Source organism: Acinetobacter sp. ANC 4218 (genome assembly GCF_002135245.1).
In the GTDB taxonomy this organism is placed as follows: Bacteria; Pseudomonadota; Gammaproteobacteria; order Pseudomonadales; family Moraxellaceae; genus Acinetobacter.
The window spans coordinates 232,860-248,857 of record NZ_NEGD01000004.1 but is presented as its reverse complement, the minus strand read 5'-3'; the positions used below and the strand labels follow the sequence as shown (position 1 = coordinate 248,857).

At 36.9% G+C, this 15,998-nt stretch carries 16 protein-coding genes; 14 read left to right on the top strand and 2 right to left on the bottom strand.

Annotated elements, in window-relative coordinates; all coding sequences use genetic code 11:
• Window positions 1–58: 58 nt before the first annotated feature.
• Window positions 59–436, top strand: a complete 378-nt coding sequence (locus B9T38_RS05875) for a cytochrome b562 (protein ID WP_086195893.1) — start codon at window positions 59–61, stop codon at window positions 434–436.
• A 184-nt stretch (window positions 437–620) separates the two neighbouring features.
• Here the strand turns inward: B9T38_RS05875 and dusA are convergent, their stop codons facing one another.
• Window positions 621–1,652 carry a tRNA dihydrouridine(20/20a) synthase DusA gene (dusA, locus tag B9T38_RS05870; RefSeq protein ID WP_086195892.1) on the bottom strand — a complete coding sequence of 344 codons (1,032 nt, stop codon included), beginning with the start codon at window positions 1,650–1,652 and terminating at the stop codon, window positions 621–623.
• Between the two features lie 133 nt (window positions 1,653–1,785).
• Between dusA and B9T38_RS05865 the strand changes: the two genes are divergently transcribed.
• Window positions 1,786–2,934 (top strand): tyrosine-type recombinase/integrase, encoded by a 1,149-nt coding sequence (locus B9T38_RS05865; RefSeq protein ID WP_086195891.1) that lies wholly within the window; start codon window positions 1,786–1,788, stop codon window positions 2,932–2,934.
• Here B9T38_RS05865 and B9T38_RS05860 read toward each other — a convergent pair.
• On the bottom strand, window positions 2,918–3,193 hold the full coding sequence (locus B9T38_RS05860; protein WP_086195890.1) for a pyocin activator PrtN family protein: 276 nt from the start codon (window positions 3,191–3,193) through the stop codon (window positions 2,918–2,920). The two genes, B9T38_RS05865 and B9T38_RS05860, sit on opposite strands and share 17 nt — an antisense overlap.
• 127 nt (window positions 3,194–3,320) lie before the next feature.
• Here B9T38_RS05860 and B9T38_RS05855 point away from each other — a divergent pair, with 127 nt between their 5' ends.
• The 12 genes from B9T38_RS05855 to B9T38_RS05800 all read left to right on the top strand — a co-directional run bounded on the left by B9T38_RS05855 (window position 3,321) and on the right by B9T38_RS05800 (window position 15,910).
• Window positions 3,321–4,202: a hypothetical protein gene (locus B9T38_RS05855; RefSeq protein WP_086195889.1), complete on the top strand. Its 882-nt coding sequence runs from the start codon at window positions 3,321–3,323 to the stop codon at window positions 4,200–4,202.
• A gap of 103 nt (window positions 4,203–4,305) precedes the next feature.
• Window positions 4,306–5,544 (top strand): hypothetical protein, encoded by a 1,239-nt coding sequence (locus B9T38_RS05850; RefSeq protein ID WP_086195888.1) that lies wholly within the window; start codon window positions 4,306–4,308, stop codon window positions 5,542–5,544.
• 384 nt (window positions 5,545–5,928) lie between these two features.
• Window positions 5,929–6,891 (top strand): YagK/YfjJ domain-containing protein, encoded by a 963-nt coding sequence (locus tag B9T38_RS05845; RefSeq protein WP_086195887.1) that lies wholly within the window; start codon window positions 5,929–5,931, stop codon window positions 6,889–6,891.
• A 619-nt stretch (window positions 6,892–7,510) separates the two neighbouring features.
• A complete protein-coding gene (locus B9T38_RS05840) occupies window positions 7,511–8,407 on the top strand; it encodes a helix-turn-helix transcriptional regulator (RefSeq protein ID WP_086195886.1) in 897 nt (298 codons plus the stop codon).
• A 30-nt stretch (window positions 8,408–8,437) separates the two neighbouring features.
• The gene (locus B9T38_RS05835; protein ID WP_086195885.1) at window positions 8,438–9,952 is read left to right on the top strand and encodes a hypothetical protein; all 1,515 of its coding nucleotides are present in this window, start codon (window positions 8,438–8,440) and stop codon (window positions 9,950–9,952) included.
• A gap of 8 nt (window positions 9,953–9,960) precedes the next feature.
• A complete protein-coding gene (locus B9T38_RS05830; protein WP_086195884.1) occupies window positions 9,961–10,782 on the top strand; it encodes a hypothetical protein in 822 nt (273 codons plus the stop codon).
• Window positions 10,783–10,793: 11 nt separating this feature from the next.
• Window positions 10,794–11,798, top strand: a complete 1,005-nt coding sequence (locus B9T38_RS05825; protein ID WP_086195883.1) for a hypothetical protein — start codon at window positions 10,794–10,796, stop codon at window positions 11,796–11,798.
• Between the two features lie 18 nt (window positions 11,799–11,816).
• Complete coding sequence (locus B9T38_RS05820; RefSeq protein WP_086195882.1) at window positions 11,817–12,089, top strand: YkgJ family cysteine cluster protein; 273 nt, start codon at window positions 11,817–11,819, stop codon at window positions 12,087–12,089.
• A gap of 158 nt (window positions 12,090–12,247) precedes the next feature.
• Entirely contained in the window at window positions 12,248–12,535 is a 288-nt protein-coding gene (locus B9T38_RS05815) for a hypothetical protein (protein WP_034681927.1), read from the top strand.
• A gap of 52 nt (window positions 12,536–12,587) precedes the next feature.
• Entirely contained in the window at window positions 12,588–13,631 is a 1,044-nt protein-coding gene (locus tag B9T38_RS05810; protein WP_086195881.1) for a DUF932 domain-containing protein, read from the top strand.
• Window positions 13,632–13,786: 155 nt separating this feature from the next.
• Window positions 13,787–14,827, top strand: coding sequence for a YqaJ viral recombinase family nuclease (locus B9T38_RS05805; RefSeq protein ID WP_086195880.1), 1,041 nt, complete (start codon window positions 13,787–13,789; stop codon window positions 14,825–14,827).
• Between the two features lie 183 nt (window positions 14,828–15,010).
• Window positions 15,011–15,910 carry a recombination directionality factor gene (locus B9T38_RS05800; RefSeq protein ID WP_086195879.1) on the top strand — a complete coding sequence of 300 codons (900 nt, stop codon included), beginning with the start codon at window positions 15,011–15,013 and terminating at the stop codon, window positions 15,908–15,910.
• Window positions 15,911–15,998: the final 88 nt, after the last annotated feature.

Below are 15,998 nucleotides of genomic sequence, written 5' to 3'. Positions count from 1 at the left end.
TTTAACTGTAACAATAAGCTTCTTATTTTTTGAAACGGATCTTTACAAGGACATCAACATGATGAAAAAAACTGTAGCCACAGTGATGCTTTCTGCTGCTTTGTCGTTCAGTAGCCTGAGTTTTGCTGGTGCACTTGAACAAAATATGATGACGCTTGGAAAAAACTTTAAAATGTTTAACAAGGCTGATAATCAGAAGGATGCACTAAAAGCACTGGATAATATGAAGGCTGCTGCTTTAGATGCAAAAAAAGTGAAGTTAAAAGCTCATGATGTAAAAGCACCAAGCTCAGATGCTTTATACAGTCAATTGCTGGTGGAGATTGAAAAAACCAGATTATTGGTTCAAAGTGGTAAATTGGACCAAGCCAAAGTAGAAGGCAAAAAAATTGCTCTGGTCAAAGATCAGGCGCATGCGATTTATAATCATCACTGATTTGATATACATTTATCGTTTAAGGTTTGGAAGGGGGAAGCTAGATTAAGCGCATCGTTTTATCTCTTAATTGTCAGATGAACTGTATAAATCTTGCTTCAGCAAGCCTCATGCATAATTTAAATAAAAAATGCCAGCCCATTCAGCAATAGGCTGGCATTACTTTTTATCAGGATAGTTGCAATCAACTTGATGCTAGATGTGCCTGATTTTCTCTGACATACTCTTCAGTACGTTGCATGGCTTCCTGAATATTAATCAAGGCTGTTTCTACATCTTTTAGGGTTTTGGCATTGCCGCCACTTAAAGCCTGACGCCATTTGCGTGCACCCGGCAAATTCTGGAACAACCCGAGAATATGACGGGTGATAATCGAAAGTGGAGCACCTTCTTCCATACGTTTAGCAATATACGGCATCATTTGCGCCATAATATCAAAACGGTCAGGCGCTTCTAGGTTCCATAATTGTCCTAGTTCAGCCAATAAATATGGATTGTGATAAGCCTCGCGACCAATCATCACCCCATCGACATGCTTTAAATGCGCTTGAGTTTCGGCAAAGGTTTTGACCCCACCGTTAATTTCAATCAGCAGATTTGGACGGTCTTGTTTTAAACGGTACACATCTTCATAACGTAAAGGCGGAACATCACGATTTTCTTTAGGTGACAAGCCCTGAAGCAGGGCAATCCGGGCATGTATAATAAAATTGTCACAACCGGTTTTAGCTACAGTATCGACAAAATGCAGCATTTCTTCATAAGACTGCATGTCGTCAATCCCAATACGGTGTTTGACAGTGACAGGAATATCCACGGCATTACGCATTTCAGCAATACATTCAGCAACCAGGTCAGGTTCTGCCATTAAGCACGCGCCAATTTTATTGTTTTGTACGCGGTCGCTCGGGCAGCCGACATTCAGGTTGACTTCATCATATCCCCAGTCTTGAGCCATTTTAGTACAGGTTGCCAAGTCTTTTGGATTTGAACCGCCAAGCTGTAACACGATTGGATGTTCTTCGTGGTTGTAGTCCAAATGACGTTCTGCACCACCAAATAGAATGGCACCAGTCGTCACCATTTCGGTGTACAGAATGATATTCGGATTAAACAGGCGGGCAAAAAAACGGTAGTCACGTGTGGTCCAATCCATCATCGGTGCTACACTGATTCTCGGAGATTGAGTGTTTTCAATGTTTTTTATATTAGTCATTAAAAATCATACCTTTAATCTGTATTTCGCAATCTGAGCGAATCTGTGTGAACCTATATTAAGGTGGGTTAATCTGTTTGCATTTACACCAAATTTTACACCATAATTAAAAAAATAGTTTGTGGTGTAAATTATGGGGTCAATTACAGCAAGGAAAGGTGCAGATGGTAAAGTTAACTATCGTGCTGCAATTCGAATCAATCGAAAGGGCTTTCCTACTTTTTCTGAAAGTAAAACATTTCACTCAAAGAAGTTGGCTGAAAACTGGATTAAGAAACGAGAGGTCGAGATTCAAGAAAATCCTGATATTTTGCTTGGCAAAGAAAAGCTGATTGATCTGACTTTATCAGAGGCCATAGATAAATATTTGGATGAAGTCGGGAGCGAGTACGGAAGGACGAAACGCTATTCTCTGCTCTTAATTAAGAAGCTGCCAATCGCGCGCAATATTATCACAAAAATAAAATCAGTACATTTGGCTGAGCATGTTGCTTTGAGGAAAGGGGGAGTTCCTCACCTTAATCTTGAGCCTATTGCTACCAGTACGCAGCAACATGAGCTTTTACATATCCGAGGTGTGCTTTCTCATGCTGCTGTTATGTGGGAAATGGATATTGATTTAAATGGCTTTGATAAGGCTACTGCCCAGTTAAGAAAAACACGTCAAATATCATCTAGTCAAAAAAGAGACCGACTTCCTTCAACAGATGAACTGATTGCATTGACGCAGTATTTTACAAAGCGATGGAAGTTAAATCGTTACAATTCAAAATATCCAATGCATTTGATAATGTGGTTTGCAATTTTTTCATGCAGACGTGAAGCCGAATTAACACGGCTTTATCTGCGGGATTATGATTCACATCATTCTACGTGGAAAGTACATGATCTAAAGAATCCCAATGGCTCTAAAGGTAATCATAAGTCATTTGATGTACTTGATCCATGTAAGGAACTGATCAAAAGACTAAAGCATTCAGAAGTTCGAGAACGGATGTTAAAGCTTGGACATGATGAAAATTTACTATTACCCTTAAACCCTAAAAGTTTAGGCAAAGAGTTTAGAGAAGCTTGTAAAATGTTGGGGATTGAAGATTTACGATTTCATGACTTGAGGCATGAAGGCTGTACCCGATTAGCTGAGCAGAGCATGACTATTCCCGAAATTCAGAAAGTAAGTTTGCATGATTCTTGGAGTAGTTTACAGCGATATGTATCAGTGAAGGCAAGAAGAGATGTTATACAATTTGAAGAGGTGCTACGCCTCATCGATGAAACGTAGCATAGTCTTTAGAAGCTTCTGAATACTTTTTGTCTAAAATATCTGCTAAATCTTTTACGTGTACTAGAAAGGGTGCACGTTTACTCTGATCTATTTTAAATACAGAGAAAGGGAATTCTTGATTATTCGCCTTTCTCAATGCTTCAGCTTTACTAAGATGAGGATAATAGTCAGAAACTATAGTCATTAGTTCTACTGTCATAGAGCGATATTTCATAAATAGGTAATCGGATGTGGAAATTTTTAAAGATATATTCATGATTAAAAGTTAGTAATTATCTCGATGAATTCAGTTTAGTATCCTGAAAATAGTAAAAGTAGATTGGTACTAGATTTTAAAAATATAGTAGTATTATGCTATTTAATTTATTGTATTTTAATAATTTATGACTAATAAAAATTTGTCGGACTTAGATCGGATTCAACAGGATATATGGCTAAATTTTTGCTATTACTATCAATGTGATTTAGTAGATACGTCAATTAAACCTGAAAATTCATTATATAGAGATCATTTTGAAAAAATCATAAAAAGAATGCAGCAGAATGATTTTCCATTGAGTGAGCAGTTAGCTTGTCATTTAGAAATGATGGGGGATGTGGTTTCAATCCCTTTCAAGCCATTTCAGATTGCACAGCTTTTAATACAGATAAATACATTAAGACTTGAGGTGGAGCATTTGTCTACCCGAATGTTCCAAAGACAATATTCGGAGATCTTAATTGCCTATGTACAGATCATAGGTGGGTTGGAGTTCATTCAAAATAATAAGCTTGCCCGTAGTGCCAAGGGAATCCTTGCTGTTAAAGCACGCTATGAAAAACATTTATACCCAAGACGTGAAATTTTATATCGTACTCTACGAGAGCATGTGGCGCGTCGTGGCAAATGGGATAATTTGAATCAAGCAGTTAATTTTGTGCTTGATGATCTAGTCAAAGCTTTTGAGGTTTACGATATTGAATGGCTTCAGTCTGAACTTGCGCTTAAGCAAAAAATGCTTAGTGAATTGGAGCAGGAGAGTAAGCAGTTGTATGCTAAAGCTCAGTCAGATGGCGTGCGAAGAAAGCCAGCATCAATTGCGAAAAAAATAGAAAAATTACAGCTGGAACTTAACAATCTTAATCAGATACTGAAAGCAAAATATCCTTCTAAAGAGATGGAAAAGTTTGGGTATAAGATGCCATATAGTGGTGGGTACATTGCTGAAACTATTATTCATGAGCTAAGAACCCAACCAGAGTTACTGCGGGAAATCTTAAGCTAAATAAATTGTCACTTAACATTAAAATATGAGTTTATTAGACTGAAATTAGGTGCTATATTTTACAAATTTCATCTTAAATTTATATAAAATTACAGGTAATTCAATGGGTTTGGTTTATTTTGGCGATAAAATAATTAAAAACGTATTTATTAATCTTCAGCAAGACCTGACTCGAAATGGACTAATTGAGCGAAGACAAGAGTTAGATCTGAGAATTTTGCTGGAATTAATACTGTTCATCAGATCACTAGATAAAATCAAAGGGCAATATTTTAAAGTGACTTGGAATAAGTTTTACCCGCCTATTTACGCGGATAAGTTTTATCCTTTTGAATTTTTCACTTATGATTTTGGTTTGAAAAATACAAAGTTTGTCAATATTGATGGAGAGAGCAGAAAAGTAAATTTATTTGAGTCGACGCCTCGAGTTGAGCTATTTTACGATGTTCTTGATCTACATATAAAAAATGAACAATTAGTGAGTTTGCGCGAAAAACTGCAACCAATCTTGAATGAAAGGAATAAACCTATTGACTTAAGCCTATTGCCTGCAAGCTTTTTCCCTTCAAAATTTAGTGAAATTTCAGTTGAAAGTGTTGCATATTTGGATGAGTTCTTAGATATGTTCAGAGAACATGAAGAATTCACAAAGAGAAAAAATGATGAAAATAAGGCAGTAAAAAAATTTCATGAATATTGTGACTATTTTAATGATGCGATGAGTTTAAGTACTAAAAGCTTTATTTTTGCCATTGAGTTTCTTGTTCATGGTCAGCAAAAATTAATTGATGATACTTATATCAATCTAAAAAAAGATTTTATGAATTCGATAAGGGGATACAGGCAGCTCGCTCAGATTTCGGGATATATGGGTTTTTGGGATTTAGCTGATAACAATAATTTGTGCTTTAGAATTATGTTTATTGTGCCTGATATTGGCATCGAAGTAGATGAATGGATTGAGGACATTATTTATTACTGGGAGGATATTTATTTCAATAGAATCAGAGAGAAAGATGTTTATAAATTTAAAGGTACAGATGCGATAAGATTTGAAGCAGTTCAGTTGCCTGTTGCTTGGTCACATAAAAAATTGAAACCTCGATTTTTAGAGGTTGGAAAAAATAATCTAAGTATGAAAAAGCTCATTTGTGAGCATGCTATTTCTTATATTGTACTGTCTGAATTTTATTACTGTCCGTTTGAGCTCCAGCTTTATCTTAAAGCTATAGCGGTTATTTCTGAGGAACAGTCTAAGGTGGAGTCTGGGTTGCGAATTAACGGAAAACGGATGTATAGGGTGTTTAGAGGAAGTCTTTCTAAAAAACAAAGTCTGGTGTAACTTTAGCTTTTGCAACATTCCCATATTTTGGTTGTTATCGTTGTATGGGCCTATGGTGCAATCGTTAGATCATAGGAACTTGCTTAACAGGTAATATATTTTATTAACTACAAGAGTAATATATTAAACATAAACAATATCTTATCTAGTTGAGTGAGTACTGTGAGTCACTTAGCACAGTATAGCCCATACTCAAATGGGCTATAGACTATGTATCAATAACACAGTATTAAAATATTCAGAACTAACCCTATAGTATGTTCCAAAGTCTATGAGCATATTCAGCTAAGCAGGATGATCACAACATCCTGCTTTAGAATCAAGATCAGTAAAAAAATATATTCCTCACTTACATATGAACCTTATGTTTCAGTGAGAATCTAAATGTACCAAAATGTTCAATTTCAAAATAATCCATATGATCAGCTTTACCATGAAGCAGAAGTATTGGCAGCAGTAGACCATTTCATTCAAGAAGTATGCTTGGGTAGCTATGATCTATATCTTCAAAACCTGATGATAGACCTGCAAAAGCTGATTCAGTCATTTAAGCCCATCTATAACGCTAATTTTTTCTATTGTAATACAGTGCAGATATTCATTGAGGTTGTGAACATCGTCGATCGCACACTCCGTCTAATGCGGCAGGCAGACTATGATTGTATAGTCTGTATTGATGATATGACAGTCTGGCATATTCTGACTTATATACAATCATTATCTGGCTGTGTAAAACAGCAACTGATTGATTTTCAACAACGTGAATTAGAGAATCAGTATAGCCTTTTTGATTATACATCTACACTCATTCATCATTATGCGAGAACACTGGTGGTTCGAGTGGATTTATCTATCAAGAAAGAATATCAAGCCTTATACAACATCCAAGTGTTCAATAAAGCGCTAGAAACATTGCTTCGTCGAATCGCAGATCAGGATACTTGCTTTAGTGGTTTACATGGTTATGCATGGGCATTAGAGCATGGCATAAGCAAAGGCTACCATTGTCATCTCTTGCTTATGTACGATGGAAATATACATCGAGGTGATTTTGAAATGGGGCAGTGGGTAGGTGAGTGTTGGGAACAGATTACACATGGATGTGGTTATATTTTTAACTGTAACCATTCCGACTATAAAGCCATCTATGAAGCGATGGGGACATTAGGGATTGGTATGATTCATAGTAAAAATCCTGATCAAGTTTATAATTTTCTGAATTACGTTGTCCCTTATTTGGTGAATGCTGAAAAAGAGCAACAACATCCCCGAGTAAAAGATCTAGCCTATATGCGTAGCTTTGGCAGAGGAGTGGTTGATTCGAAAAACCGCAGAGGACTGGAATAATTTCACAAAAAAGGAGAGCATCTGAATCATGCAGTGCTCTCATTGTTGAAGCTGTTCTAAAATTTCTACAGCCTTAAAATGTAATAATGAAGCTCCCCTGATCTGTAATCAATTCAGCTTCAAGCACTTGATCACCACGGTATTTCAATAAATACGATACCGTAGAGCTATAGTTGATCATTATCAGCATTTTTCTGTGAAGATCCGTAATATAGCGTTTACGATAAATTCTTAATTCTTATCTTAAAAAATATAGCTTATGACACGACCTGTCACTTTGACTTTTTATATTTACACAAGTTCTTAATAGGCTTATGTGTTAATTAAAAATGGATTAAAAATAGTGAAGGTAAAAATTATGAAAATGTATTTAAAGCCATTTACTAGTCATCATAAAATTGGTGCCTTAAAGCGTATATTTAAATTATTTGTATTTGGAACGATAAAGTTGTCTGAGTTGAAGCGAACTTATTTAGCAATACTGAATTTAGAGCGTTATCTAGAACGGTTAAAAAAGATTTAAATTAATCAATATGTTAGTTTTTTTATTTGTGTTATATTTACACGATATTTAAGAACGACAGATTGTATACTTGATTGAATAATTAAAGGTTAATTTATGCGGCAAGATGAGTCGACTCATGAGCGTCTAGCAGATCGTTTAGCTAACATCTTAACTAAGTTGAACATGGGGTATCAGTTAAATGCTAAAGAGTTGGCATCAGAATTTGGAGTAAGTAGCAGAACTATTTCTAGAGATTTTGACCGTTTAAATACTTATTTACCTTTACTCCAAGATGAAGGGACTAAAAAGTATTATTTGGATTCAAATTATTTGGGGAAGATTACTCCGAATGATATCCGTAGTTTTGCTCAACTTTCAGGAATTAGTCATTTATACCCATCTTTGGATATAGCTTTTTTACGTGAGCTTTTAGATCGCCGTGCAAATGAGATTTACAGTGCTAAGGGATATTCTTTTGAAGATGTTACAAAATTTAAAGACTTATTCAAAAGTATTGGTAAGTCTATTCAAGAAAATGGTCGGATTAGTTTTGTATATAAGGGTGAAACCAGATTGGTTGAACCTTATCGTTTAGTACATCATCATGGCTCTTGGTATTTAGCAGCGGTACATAATGGTAACTTGAAAGCCTATCGTATAGCCCATCTTGAATCATTCCAAAGCCTAGAGCTTTCTAGTTTTAAACCAGATATTAAAATTTTGGAGCAATTAAAGAAGGAAGAAAGTATTTGGTTTGGAGTTGATAAATTTGAAGTGGTTTTATCCATTGATCATGAAATTGCTTTCCATTTTCAACAAAGACAGTTGCTACCCGAACAGCTAGTTATTAAAAGATTGGATGATGGGGGATTATTGTTATCTAGTCGTATCACTCATAAGACTCAACTTTTACCTTTGGTTCGTTATTGGCTTCCCCATATTAAAATTGTTAATCCTGAAGATTTACAGCAAGAGTTGGAATCTCAATTAAAAAAATATTTGTATCAATAAGATAAAATTTATAAATGGTGGATTGGGGAAATGAAAGAAACAATAGATTTACAAGATTATGCTATTACTGGAGCATTGTTTGAAACGACTTCGCGTTATGGCTCTGCTGGAGCAGAATTTCTAAAGGGTCTAAGAGGCATAGATTATCAAACTGGAAAAGAGTTTGATAGAAGTTTACGAGATATAAAGTCTTATAAAATTAATGTAGACCATGCAGATCAAAATATTAAGCAACAAGCTGGATTTTCTGCTGAGATTGCCAGTGTTTCTCGTAGAAATGCCAAATCAATAATTAATAAAAGTAATTCTCATTTTACTCGTAGTGAAGACTTAGCGCATTATGGGAAGAATCATAATGTTGTTGATATTGTAGAATTATTTGATGATCAAGAAGTTACATCACAAATGAAGTTTGTCACCAATAGTGAAAGTTTGGTTGATAAAATTGCTGCTGGTTCTGGTAAGGGAAAAAGTGACTATTCACGCTATATGGCTGTAGATAAGTTAGAAGTTCCAACAGAGCAAGTTGAGGAAATGAAAACTTATTGTCGTACTCAAGTAGAGAAGCTCAATAAGCAAGTTATGGCTTTAGAAAAGCAGGGTAAAAGCGAATTAGCTACAAAATATCGTGAAAATATTGAAAATTATAAAAAACTTGAAGGGAAAATTACGGATTCTGGTTTGACCACTGATCAGGCAATTAAATATCGATTAAATCCTGAATGGGAAACTGTTCTAGATATCACTGATGTCAGTCATCAGGCTGGAAGTGAAGGTGCGAAATTAGGAGCCGTCATTGGTGGAAGCATTTCGCTTATAAGTAATATGATTGCTGTCTATTCTAATCAAAAAGATTTTAGTGATGCTGCAATAGATGTAGCACAAGATACTTTAGTGGCTGCTGGTGTTGGTTATGGAACAGCTTTTGTTGGAACAGCAGCGAAGACATATATGCAACAATCTGCCTCTTCAACCTTACGATCATTATCTGCAGCAGGATTGCCAGCAACAATAATGACAACGTGTTTGGCGACAGGGAAATCTGTTAATAGGTATGCTAACGGTGAAATTGATGGCACAGAACTATTACAAGAAATGCATTTAACTGTATCGGGAACATTATCTGCATCAATGTTTACAATGATTGGACAGCTAGCAATACCAGTACCTGTTTTAGGTGGATTAATTGGTGGCATGATAGGTTATGCTCTGACAAATACTTTCTATCAAAGTTTTTTTGACGTATTAGAAAAAGCTAAAATATCTGCTGAACAACGTGCCATTACTGAAATGAAATGTAAGGCCGCAAAAGAATTATCTTATTTCTATCAAAAAAGAATTAATAAAATTTTTATTGAAAAACTTTCTCAACTCGATCAAGAAAGTCGAGAAATGTTTGAAGTTTTAGATAATCCAGATATTTCTGCTGATGACTTTTGTGTTGGCATTAATAAATTTGCTCAATCGTTGGGTAGAGAATTAAGCATCAATAGTTTTGATGAGTTTGATCAAATGATGTTATCCGATGAACCTTTTAGACTTTAGGAAAAAAAATGTTTTTACACGAAATTGAACACAAAGCATCAAAAGTTTTTTTATTGGAATACGCTTGCCTTTTGGCAATGGTTGAGAAAAGTTCAGAATCAACGGCCACTGAAATTAGAGAGAATGAAGAAAATTTTATCCAGCCTTATTCCCAGTGTATAGATGACTATGAGTTAGGTAAATTAAAGGAATATGCACAAACATTTGATTCTATTTTAGAAAAAAAATCAAATTTTTTTACAACTAATCATAATTCTTTTTTGAAAGATTCCTTGGAAAATGGTAGTGAAAAATATAGCTTTGATGATCAAGAAGTATCGTCTATTTACAATGGTAAATACTATGGTTTTGAGAGTATGGAAGAATATTTAAGTAATGGATACTTTCCAGCATTAGGACATGTTCTAAACCATTCTATACAAAGTATTTTTAAAAAATATGGTGATGATAAGGATGTTAAGCAGAGAGTAATTCATGAGTTAATATCATCAGGAATAGATTTGATGGATATTAATCCAGAAAAAATTCATGGAGTTATGATAAGTTTTGAGGATATTAAAAGTGAAATTCTAAGGGATTCGGTAGAAATTTTATCAAGTACGAAAACTGCATATTTGGATGAAATGACTAACAAAGATAAGAAATCAGTTTTATTTGAATTAATTAGTTTTTGTTTTAATAGTGGAAAGATTTCAAATAATCAGATGGATTTGATTAAGCAAATATGCATTTGTTTAAGAGTCGATTCAGCCTACATAGAAGAATTTATGGAAGTAATTCAGCGTCTTTTTGCCGCAAATAAAGAAGCTAAAGAATTAATTAACGAGTAGGAGTATTTGGGATGGCTGTTCCTTTAATTATTGGTTTGGGACTTGGGGCTGTTGGGCTTTATAAAAGCGGTAAAGCTATTAAGGATAATATGGATGCAAATGATCTTAATAGTTCAGCACAAAGTATCGTAAGGTATGCTGAGTCCGAATTAGAAGTATCTCGTGATGATTGTCAAAAAACATTGACTGATTTAGGTCAGCTTAAAGTTGAAGCTGTACAAGTGAATATACATAACTTTTTAGAAGAATTTAAAAAGATTAAAAATAAAGATGATATTGGTGACGCAGAAATAGGAAATTTACAGTTATCTGAATTCAGTGAACAGGCACTACAGGAAATGGATGAAAAGGTTTCTTTTCTAGTAAGTTCAGGTTTAGGGGCTGGTGGTGGTGCTCTCAGTGGTGCTCTAGCTGCTTTTGGTGCATATAATGGAACAATGGCATTTGCAGCTGCAAGTACTGGTACAGCAATTAGTAGTTTGAGTGGGGTTGCTGCAACAAATGCAACCTTAGCATGGTTAGGTGGTGGTACATTAGCATCTGGTGGAATGGGAGTTGCAGGAGGCACTTTAGCTTTAGGTGCATTAGCAGCAGGCCCAGCATTACTGGTTGCTGGCTGGTACATGGGAGCAAAAGCAGAAAGTAAAGTGAATGATGCTTTGAGTAACTTAGCAGAAGCTGAGCGATTTAAGGTTGATATTGATTCAGCTATTCTTTTAACGAATGGTATTCGAGACGTCGCAAAAAAAGCGTCAGAAGTTATTAGTACACTTAGAATGCACGCTAGACGTAATTTAAAATTATTGAAGAATGTCATTGATTCACAAGGGGTTGATTATTCAATCTACACTCTAGAAAATAAGCACATTGTGATGAAAAACTATAAAATTGCTCAAGTATTAAAAGCTCTTATCGATACAGCAATACTAGATCAAGAGGGTAATTTATTGGGTGATGCATCAAGTAATATTATTAAAATGCAAAATTATATAGATGGCGATTTTAGAGAGATGTAATAAGAGTTAGTTTGTTAAATGAGTTTAGAGTTGAAAACATTCCCATGTACCCAATGTGGTGCATGTTGTCGACACGTAAATTTATCTGAATTAACAAAGCATTTAGATCGTGGTGATGGTATTTGCCATCACTATGATCTGGATTCTAAATTATGTAGTATTTATGAAAGAAGACCAGAAATTTGTCGAATTGATACTTTTTATCAAAAGCATTTAAAAGAGCAATTTACATGGAATGAATTTGTGGAATTGAATTTAATAGCATGTAAACAACTTGAAAATTTGGATTAATATTTTTTGTAGAGTACCTGAAATTAATGATCCCAAATAATTTCAGATACATAACATCCTAATGAGAATCATGAAGCTCTTTAGAGTACACATGAAAAATGAATATCAAGCCTGCCATCGTGCAGGCTTTTTTATGCCCAAAATTTAGGAGTCAAATCATGAGCTTGAATTGTCCCTTTTGTCATTCAACCGACATCATGATTGTTGAAGCGAATGCACAACAAGCAAATTCAACATTATCCAATTTTGCATCACCCGCAGCTTTAGGGGCCTTAGGCACAACCGTTGCGAAGTCTTTGAATTTGCCTCCCATCGTTGGAGGAATTGCAGGAACTGTACTTGGTGGTTTGTTTAATTCTTTTACAGAACAAAGCACACCTCCACAGCAAAGTTTGTGCTTCTGTCATAACTGCTACCAAAAATTTCCAACGCATCTTCTGCACTAAAGATCGTTGGTATTAACACAGAATCAAATTTCAAATTAAAAGGAATACAACCATGGCACATCAACTTGAACAAATGGCTTATGTCGGTGAAACCCCTTGGCATGGACTAGGAAATCAACTAAGTCAAAACCAACCGATTGAGGTCTGGGCACAGCAGGCAGGCATGGACTGGCGTATCGAGTCATCTAACGTCAGTTATATGGCACAGAATGAACGTGGGCAAAGTATCATCATGCCGTATGAAGACCAGCGTGTACTGTACCGTTCTGATACCCATGAACCTTTGTCAGTGGTCAGTCAACGTTTTCAGGAAGTCCAACCTCGTGAGATCTTAGAGTTCTATCGTGATCTAACTGAACAATCAGGCTTTGAGCTGGAAACCGCAGGAGTACTTAAAGGCGGCAAGAAATTTTGGGCATTGGCACGTACAGGTCAAAGCACAGCACTCAAGGGAAAGGATGTCAGTAATGGCTATATTCTTCTTGCAACCGCATGTGACGGTACGCTTGCCACAACAGCACAATTTACTTCCATCCGTGTCGTCTGCAACAACACCTTGGCGATTGCTTTACGTGGTCAGAACAGTAGTGCAGGTGTAGTGAAAGTTCCGCATAGCACCAAGTTTGATGCAGATAAGGTCAAACAGCAATTGGGTATTTCAGTTCGTGCATGGGATGAACACATGTATGAAATGAAGCAGCTCAGTCAGCGTAAAGTCACCCAGTCTGAAGCCGCAGCCTACTTTGATGCGGTATTTAATAACACCACAATGAGCATTGCAGATCAGGAAGAAAATATTATTCAGTTCTACCGTGATGTTGCAACTCAGGCAGCACAGGCAAATGCCAAGGAAAAAGCTGAGCCAAATGCCAAGGCGATGACTAAAGCAATGGACATGTTTAACGGTCAGGGACGTGGTGCAACACTTTCATCATCTAAGGACACGGCTTACGGATTACTCTGTTCAATTACAGAATTTATCGATCACGAGCGTCGTGCCATGAGTACAGATCATCGACTCGATTCAGCTTGGTTTGGTGCAGGAGCAGCGATCAAGCAACGTGGACTAGAACAGGCTTTACGCATGGTGTCATAGTGTAAAAGGTTAAGTTTTTTCAATAGAAAGTTAGATCTATCATTTAGATTTTAAAGATAAATTTACATTTTAAAAATAATTAAACCACATCTTCGGGTGTGGTTTTTTTATGCCCTTTATTTGCCATCACCCATATAAAAATGAGGAAGCAAGATATGAATACAGCAATATTAAACCCATCCAGTCAACAAGCGAGTACACCCTTTATTGCCCCAAAATTGTTTACAGCAAAACGATTGGTCAATACCAAAAATATGACTCAATCTGACTGGCTTGAAGTCAGACGACAAGGCATTGGCAGTAGTGATTGTGCAGCAGCCTGTGGATTGAATCCCTATATGTCGATGCTCGAACTTTGGATGATCAAGACAGGGCGATTCAAACAATCGATTGAAGATGAAGGTTCAGGTATCGCTCCACTCTATTGGGGCAAACAGCTAGAGCCATTGGTGGCTGAATACTACAGCATGCATACCAATAACAAGGTACGCAGAATCAATGCAGTGCTTCAGCATCCAGATCCTGATAAGCATTTTATGCTGGCTAATCTGGATTACTCTGTGGTTGGTAGTGATGAAGTCCAAATTCTGGAATGTAAAACAGCAGGTGAGTATGGTGCAAAACTTTGGCGAAATGGCGTGCCTTTATATGTCTTGTGTCAGGTACAACATCAATTGGCAGTGACAGGCAAACGAGCAGCACATATCTGTGTGCTGATCTGTGGTCACGAAACGCGTATCTATAAAGTGGTTCGCAGCGAATCAGTGATTCAACACATCATCAATGCTGAACGATACTTCTGGGAATGCGTGGAAAATGACACACCGCCTTCAGTCGATGCTAGTGAATCGGCAGCCAAAGCCATTCAACAATTGTATCCTCAACACATTCCCTTAACAGTAGAAGACCTCAGCCAAAACCAACACGCCAATCAGTTGTTTGCTCAACTGATTCAAGAAAAGCATCACATTGAACAGCATCAAAATAACTTTGATGAAACTAAGCATCAAATCCAGATGTTGATGAGGGATGCTGAACGAGCAACCTTTGCCAATGGTTCAGTGACGTGGAAGAAATCCAAAGATTCAATCAGTTTAGACAGCAAAGCCTTACTCAAACTTCATCCTGAAATGCTTGAGCAGTTTCCACAAAGCAAAGCCGGGACACGACGTTTTCAGATCTATACCGATGACTGAATCCATCACGTCGATATTTCCAATCTTCCCAAAAGCGCAAAAAACCACCCCGATCCACCGACTCCCGAAGGAGCGGTGGACTAATAATGGCGGTCTTTGCATTTCATCTGATCTTTAAACGGTTTTGTATTTGCTTACATAACAAAGGGTCAATAGTAAAATTTTACTTAGAGGAAAATTATCATGATTAAAGGGTTAGCGATTACACCACCGATTCTTGGACGTATTAGTATTGGTCGCGTTGTTGAAAAGAATGGGAAACGTCTGCCTGAAAAGGATGACCAGTTCACCATCACTTCACAAATCCAGAATAAAGATGGATGGGTGAAGCATCCATTAGATGAGCAGCTCCGAGAAAAAGTACCCAATCAAAAGCTACGCTCGATTCCAGTCAGGATGATCTTCAATGATCCTGATCTGAACTTACGCGCAGAGTACACCATGTTTGATAGGCAGACTGGCCGTCCTATCTGTGTAGGGGATGGGGAAACCTGTCAGCGTTTGACCAATCAAGGTATCGAACAGCATGCCTGCCCTTCACCGGATCTTTGCCCATTAGCCCAAGGTGGGCACTGCAAGCTCTATGGACGTTTACATGTCAATTTGGATGAAAGTGATGAACTCGGTACATTCATTTTTAGAACCACAGGTTTTAACAGTATCCGCACCTTGGCAGCACGGCTAAATTATTACCATGCAGCATCAGGTGGTTTGTTGTCGTGTTTACCATTGCAACTCACGTTACGTGGAAAAAGTACCACCCAAAGCTATCGCCAACCTGTGTACTACGTGGATCTGACTTTACGAGAGGGCATTAGTCTGAATGATGCGATTGCTCAAGCTAGGCAAATTGACGAACAGAGTAAACAAGCTGGATTCTATCAAGAGGCTGTAGATCATATCGCCAGACGAGGTTTTGCGAACGCAAGGTTTGAAACGGATATAGAGGAAGGACTAGATGTGTTGGAGGAATACTATCCCGAACAAGAGCAAAGCTTTATGGTAGAGCAACAAGCTTCGCATGAAGGGTTTGTGCAGGATATTCAGCAGGGGTTGCAGCAGAGTGTCAGAGCTGTGAATTGAGCACAGTTGAATTATCTAGTCAGCTTGGTAAGTCAATTAATGGATTCTGAACAAGTTGGCCAGTCACTAATTGAAGGGAGCTTTGGCT

Coding starts and splice junctions, on each gene's coding strand:
- B9T38_RS05800 (WP_086195879.1), top strand. CDS start 15,011: ATGATTAAAGGGTTAGCGATTACACCACCGATTCTTGGACGTATTAGT.
- B9T38_RS05815 (WP_034681927.1), top strand. CDS start 12,248: ATGAGCTTGAATTGTCCCTTTTGTCATTCAACCGACATCATGATTGTT.
- B9T38_RS05830 (WP_086195884.1), top strand. CDS start 9,961: ATGTTTTTACACGAAATTGAACACAAAGCATCAAAAGTTTTTTTATTG.
- B9T38_RS05810 (WP_086195881.1), top strand. CDS start 12,588: ATGGCACATCAACTTGAACAAATGGCTTATGTCGGTGAAACCCCTTGG.
- dusA (WP_086195892.1), bottom strand. CDS start 1,652: ATGACTAATATAAAAAACATTGAAAACACTCAATCTCCGAGAATCAGT.
- B9T38_RS05875 (WP_086195893.1), top strand. CDS start 59: ATGATGAAAAAAACTGTAGCCACAGTGATGCTTTCTGCTGCTTTGTCG.
- B9T38_RS05825 (WP_086195883.1), top strand. CDS start 10,794: ATGGCTGTTCCTTTAATTATTGGTTTGGGACTTGGGGCTGTTGGGCTT.
- B9T38_RS05850 (WP_086195888.1), top strand. CDS start 4,306: ATGGGTTTGGTTTATTTTGGCGATAAAATAATTAAAAACGTATTTATT.
- B9T38_RS05840 (WP_086195886.1), top strand. CDS start 7,511: ATGCGGCAAGATGAGTCGACTCATGAGCGTCTAGCAGATCGTTTAGCT.
- B9T38_RS05820 (WP_086195882.1), top strand. CDS start 11,817: ATGAGTTTAGAGTTGAAAACATTCCCATGTACCCAATGTGGTGCATGT.
- B9T38_RS05835 (WP_086195885.1), top strand. CDS start 8,438: ATGAAAGAAACAATAGATTTACAAGATTATGCTATTACTGGAGCATTG.
- B9T38_RS05865 (WP_086195891.1), top strand. CDS start 1,786: ATGGGGTCAATTACAGCAAGGAAAGGTGCAGATGGTAAAGTTAACTAT.
- B9T38_RS05805 (WP_086195880.1), top strand. CDS start 13,787: ATGAATACAGCAATATTAAACCCATCCAGTCAACAAGCGAGTACACCC.
- B9T38_RS05855 (WP_086195889.1), top strand. CDS start 3,321: ATGACTAATAAAAATTTGTCGGACTTAGATCGGATTCAACAGGATATA.
- B9T38_RS05845 (WP_086195887.1), top strand. CDS start 5,929: ATGTACCAAAATGTTCAATTTCAAAATAATCCATATGATCAGCTTTAC.
- B9T38_RS05860 (WP_086195890.1), bottom strand. CDS start 3,193: ATGAATATATCTTTAAAAATTTCCACATCCGATTACCTATTTATGAAA.